Source organism: Leptothrix ochracea L12 (assembly GCF_000262525.1).
In genome coordinates this window covers 1-4,164 of sequence record NZ_JH660663.1, presented here as the reverse complement: position 1 = coordinate 4,164, position 4,164 = coordinate 1, and the positions used below count along the sequence as shown (strand labels likewise).

General features: G+C 48.4%; 6 protein-coding genes and 1 pseudogene. 3 read left to right on the top strand and 4 right to left on the bottom strand.

The genetic code is table 11. The annotated features are described in order from the left end of the window. Both LEPOCDRAFT_RS02845 and LEPOCDRAFT_RS00085 read left to right on the top strand, forming a co-directional pair. On the top strand, positions 1–773 hold a 773-nt coding region (locus tag LEPOCDRAFT_RS02845; RefSeq protein ID WP_009453118.1), incomplete at its 5' end, for a hypothetical protein. 259 nt (positions 774–1,032) lie between these two features. Continuing rightward, positions 1,033–1,371, top strand: a complete 339-nt coding sequence (locus LEPOCDRAFT_RS00085) for a hypothetical protein (protein WP_009453117.1) — start codon at positions 1,033–1,035, stop codon at positions 1,369–1,371. Positions 1,372–1,379: 8 nt separating this feature from the next. Here LEPOCDRAFT_RS00085 and LEPOCDRAFT_RS02905 read toward each other — a convergent pair whose 3' ends face one another. The 4 genes from LEPOCDRAFT_RS02905 to LEPOCDRAFT_RS00075 all read right to left on the bottom strand — a co-directional run bounded on the left by LEPOCDRAFT_RS02905 (position 1,380) and on the right by LEPOCDRAFT_RS00075 (position 3,327). After that, positions 1,380–1,547 (bottom strand): hypothetical protein, encoded by a 168-nt coding sequence (locus LEPOCDRAFT_RS02905; protein ID WP_009453116.1) that lies wholly within the window; start codon positions 1,545–1,547, stop codon positions 1,380–1,382. 155 nt (positions 1,548–1,702) lie between these two features. Continuing rightward, on the bottom strand, positions 1,703–1,894 hold the full coding sequence (locus tag LEPOCDRAFT_RS02730; RefSeq protein WP_009453115.1) for a hypothetical protein: 192 nt from the start codon (positions 1,892–1,894) through the stop codon (positions 1,703–1,705). Positions 1,895–1,908: 14 nt separating this feature from the next. Then, complete coding sequence (locus tag LEPOCDRAFT_RS00080) at positions 1,909–2,616, bottom strand: hypothetical protein (RefSeq protein WP_009453114.1); 708 nt, start codon at positions 2,614–2,616, stop codon at positions 1,909–1,911. A gap of 90 nt (positions 2,617–2,706) precedes the next feature. After that, a complete protein-coding gene (locus LEPOCDRAFT_RS00075) occupies positions 2,707–3,327 on the bottom strand; it encodes a hypothetical protein (RefSeq protein WP_156793912.1) in 621 nt (206 codons plus the stop codon). Between the two features lie 209 nt (positions 3,328–3,536). On the opposite strand from LEPOCDRAFT_RS00075, the pseudogene lpxA reads away from it, so the two are divergent. Further along, positions 3,537–4,118: pseudogene (lpxA, locus tag LEPOCDRAFT_RS00065) on the top strand (acyl-ACP--UDP-N-acetylglucosamine O-acyltransferase); the annotation flags it as partial. Between the last annotated feature and the right edge of the window lie 46 nt (positions 4,119–4,164).

Sequence of the window (4,164 nt, the reverse complement as noted above, 5' to 3'; positions counted from 1 at the left end):
TCATGCGTTTTATTGCAATTGCCACATCAGTTATTTGCCTTTCTGCTTCGGCTCAGGAGTGCGAGAAGTTAATTACTCTTTCAAAAACCGTATCTTCAACTGTTGCCGATAAGTCAACATTCGACAAACATGCAGCCAACTTCTGCAGTGAATACAAAAGGGGAGGTAGCAGTTCAGCCGCGACGAACGCGGGTGCCAGTTGGAAATTTATCTCAGCAAGTTTTGGTCAGTCAAGTATGACGACAGAAGAGGTCGCAAGCAAGGTTTGTTCTGCCTCATCGGGTGAGTCTGCAAGCACAGATGCATACAGACAATACGTGGAAACTATTGCGTCAGGTGCATATGCAGCATATGAAACATGCATAAAATTAAAAGACAGTAACGATCTACGATTTGACGTAGATTTGGCGAGCGTACTTCCATCGGAGTTCACGATCGTTATCGCATACCAAAAGATTATTCAAGGCACCACCACTGCAGACCTAATTTACTCTGCGTCGAAAGGTATATCATGCACTTGGAATGGCAAGAAGGCAGCTACTACATCTATTGATGCACCATCCAGTGTTTTGGTGAAGTGTAGCCGAACTGATCAAGGGCAAGCCGGATATGCGAAATTCATTCGCACAAATGGGGTTGGCGGATCTATTACGATTCCGTGGCCAGCCTACGACGCAAATGGAATACCTCTGGCAACCCTTGAATCAATCAGAGGGCAAATCACAACAGCACAATCATCCATTACAGATATAAAAAACTGGTTGATGTACTAAATACATCAAATACACAAGATATATTTGTATGTCCAAACGGAAAGTCGCCCGGAGCAAACCCAGGCGGTGGATTGTGGGGGTTTTATGGCTGCACGGGACAACTCACAACGGAGAAAAATTGCAGTAACGTTGAGTACCCTTGGAACGAAAGCAGAGCCTGTGTGTCGGCGGGCAAAGTTCGTTTATACAAATAGATTCATTTGCAACAACCAGAAAATTACGTTAGTCGCCTATATTTATCCACCAAGAAGAGAAAACCATGGCCGACACATCCGAACAACAGGGGCTCTTGAGCATTATCCGAGACTCCACATCTCGCGCAGCACTTGAGAAATACATGCTGGCTCATGGGGTAGATCCATACTCTGCCCGAGAGGCATCGATAAAGTGTGAAAAGGAAGCGATCAAAAACGGAGCACTTGGGGCCGCAGCAATGGGTTTACTCGGTCTTTTTGCCACCTCACCAGCCGCAGGACTAGGTGCGCCGGCAGCGATGACCATCGGCTTAGTGTTCGGCTCAGGCGGTACTATTATGTTTTCCAAGCAGTGCAAAGAAATTCAAGATGCTGCGTTCAAGATCGTAAATGACCTCGACTAGGTACGTATTTACCCCCCGGTCTTGACAAGCGAGTCAAGAAGGGAATGCGAGACTGTACAGGCGGGGCGAAGGGGTAAAAACTCAAGACATGCCAGCAGCCCCTCAACCCCCAGATCGACCGACTGAGCCGAAGCAGAAAGGCAAATAACTGATGTGGCAATTGCAATAAAACGCATGATATGCTCCTGTTTAATTTATCGTGGAGTAAAATTGTTCACTATTTTGTCGCTGACCGGCGGAGAACATGCAGGCAGAATAAAATGGTGCCTGCATGTTTGGATTCCGCTCGAACGAACTCAAGTTGACTTATGGAGAAGTCCTTGTAGCAGTGTTAGGCTGTAATTAAAACTAATTTGTCGATATGAATTGCAAGCTCAGAGTAGCCAGCACCTAAGTCAGTTAGCTTAAGAACAGCCAAGTCATCATTAAGCTTGGTAATCGTTGCTTTAACGGGTTTTTCGCCAAGTAGAAAATAAGTTTCTTTGCCGATCATAGCTGACACAGCATTACGAAATGTACTCATTGTCGTCTCCTCAATTAAAAGCATTTATTTAGGTTGGCTCTGCATACACCCTTAGCTTTTTCGTCTACACCAGCTTTGGTTATACATTCCTCAAAATCTTTTGTGCAGGCATCTCTTATCGCGCCACTAACAGCAATAGCTGCATTACCCAATAATTTTGGATCAAGCTTCCCCGTAGCCACAGCTCCAGCTATGGCCGCAGTTGTCTCGGCCTTTTTCTTATCAGTATCTATAAGATCGGTTATGTTTTTAAGAATGGACTCGTGTGCTCTTGCGACAGCCTCATCTTTGATCCATCCATTTGATGCCGCTTCACAGGTGCGGTAGAGAAACTCTCTTGCCAATAAGACCGTCTGTGTTCTCCCAGCTAACTCAAGTGCAGCTGTGCTGGTTTGAAGGTCGTTATTTAAGCCAGTTTTATTTCCTGCACTAGCCGATGAACCGTTTCCGTTGTTGATGGATGACGAAGTGTCCGTTGTTATTCCAGCAATCAATTTAAATGTATCTGACATGGCAACATCTGGTCCGGGTTCTGCGCAGCTTATGTAGCTTCCTTTTGATGTTTTGTTTGTAATGGTTCTAAGCTGCGCAGGCAGCGTTACCATTTCACCTGTCTGCGCTGTTACGCGGGTGGGTGCAAGTTCAGCCACTTTCTGAGACATTAAGCTACCGCAGCCACTAAGAGTGCTCACCATCAACATAACCACTAAATACTTTTTCATTTCTATCTCCCAATAAAATACTAAATAACAACAGTAACTGCCTAACGTGGAGTTCAGCCGACGCCGAAGGCGGTCGGCTGGAACGCAAAGTTAGGGCTTTCTTTCCATACGACTCTTGGATTCGTTGAAGAATGTTTCGAGCGTGCTCACGAACTTGTGGAAACTATCACTGCCGCCTGCAATTAGTCCTGATGTAAGAAGGATGTCAACGCCGCGAAGAAAATTTGGGTTTCCTTTAGTTATATCAATAACTGCTCCGAGTAAGCCTACGCCCGCGCAGCAGACAACAATTGAAATTGTAAAACCAATCAGGAGTGCGATGCTCTTGGTTTCAGCTTGATATTTTGCAAAACATTTCTGTTTCTCCAATAGCTCCGCTGCCTTGGTTGCGTCTTTTGTCAGATTTTCAATTTCGGTTTTGAGCTCGTCGGCGTCAGACTGGCGCCAAATTGTTATTGCGATTTCAGTAACGCGCTCTACAAGCAAAACGATAACGAATATTCCCCCTAACGACGCCATAACAGCGGGAAATGTTAAGCCATCTTTGATCGGCGCAGTAAGCGGATTTGCCGAAAAAACGATGACCAGAATGGTCAGGCCGATTAACGTCAGTATTTTTGCAAACGTGCCATACATGATGAACTCTCCTTTTGAATAAGCCCTAACGATGCCCTTGTAGTGGAAGTGAGAGGCGCCGCGCTTCGCTGGCACGATCTAACCTTACTCGTTAAAGCCAACTACGCAAACTTGCCAAGTAAGGTGAAGATGATTCCACCAAATTCTTCGGCATTGGCAACGATCTTGTTGATCTTATCGTTTCGATCACCTGCCCGTTTAACAAGCTCCATCAACTCGGCAAGTCTTTTACGTCGGCCGGATCAGGGAACAGCTTCTTAACCTCTTCGTCCGTCATGCGGGTTATGGTGATCGGCGACCGCAACACGATCCGCGAGTTCTGCACCTTCAACACCGGCACCTTCAAAGAAGAAGGCGTCACCCGGGTTGGCTCAGACAACTGGATCATGGCTTACGTCCATCTGGCGCACGACGTGCGCCTCGGCGACCACTGCGTCTTGGCCAACAACGCCACGCTGGCGGGCCATGTGCATGTGGGCGACTGGGCGACCATCGGTGGGCTCTCCGGGGTGCATCAGTTTGTGCATATCGGTGCGCACGCCATGATCGGCTTCCAAGGCCATGTGGCCCAAGACGTTGCGCCCTACATGACGGTGGACGGCAACCCTTTGAGTGTGCGTGCGGTCAATCTCACCGGCTTGCGCCGGCGCGGCTTCAGCAACGAGCGGCTCCACCCGATCCGCGAGATGCACAAGCTGTTGTTCCGCTCCGGCATGCCGCTGGAGCAAGCGGTGGAAGCGATCAGCGCGCTGCGCGGGCAGGGTAGGGATGCTGCGCAGCAAGCTGAGATCGACGCCCAAATCGACGCCGATATCACCTTGATGCTCGACTTCATCGCCCAAGCCAAGCGTGGCTTGGTGCGCTGAGTGGCTGAGTCACGGCTGCCGCCGCTCGCCACCATGACCATGACGC

Coding starts and splice junctions, on each gene's coding strand:
- LEPOCDRAFT_RS00080 (WP_009453114.1), bottom strand. CDS start 2,616: ATGAAAAAGTATTTAGTGGTTATGTTGATGGTGAGCACTCTTAGTGGC.
- LEPOCDRAFT_RS00085 (WP_009453117.1), top strand. CDS start 1,033: ATGGCCGACACATCCGAACAACAGGGGCTCTTGAGCATTATCCGAGAC.
- LEPOCDRAFT_RS02730 (WP_009453115.1), bottom strand. CDS start 1,894: ATGAGTACATTTCGTAATGCTGTGTCAGCTATGATCGGCAAAGAAACT.
- LEPOCDRAFT_RS02905 (WP_009453116.1), bottom strand. CDS start 1,547: ATGCGTTTTATTGCAATTGCCACATCAGTTATTTGCCTTTCTGCTTCG.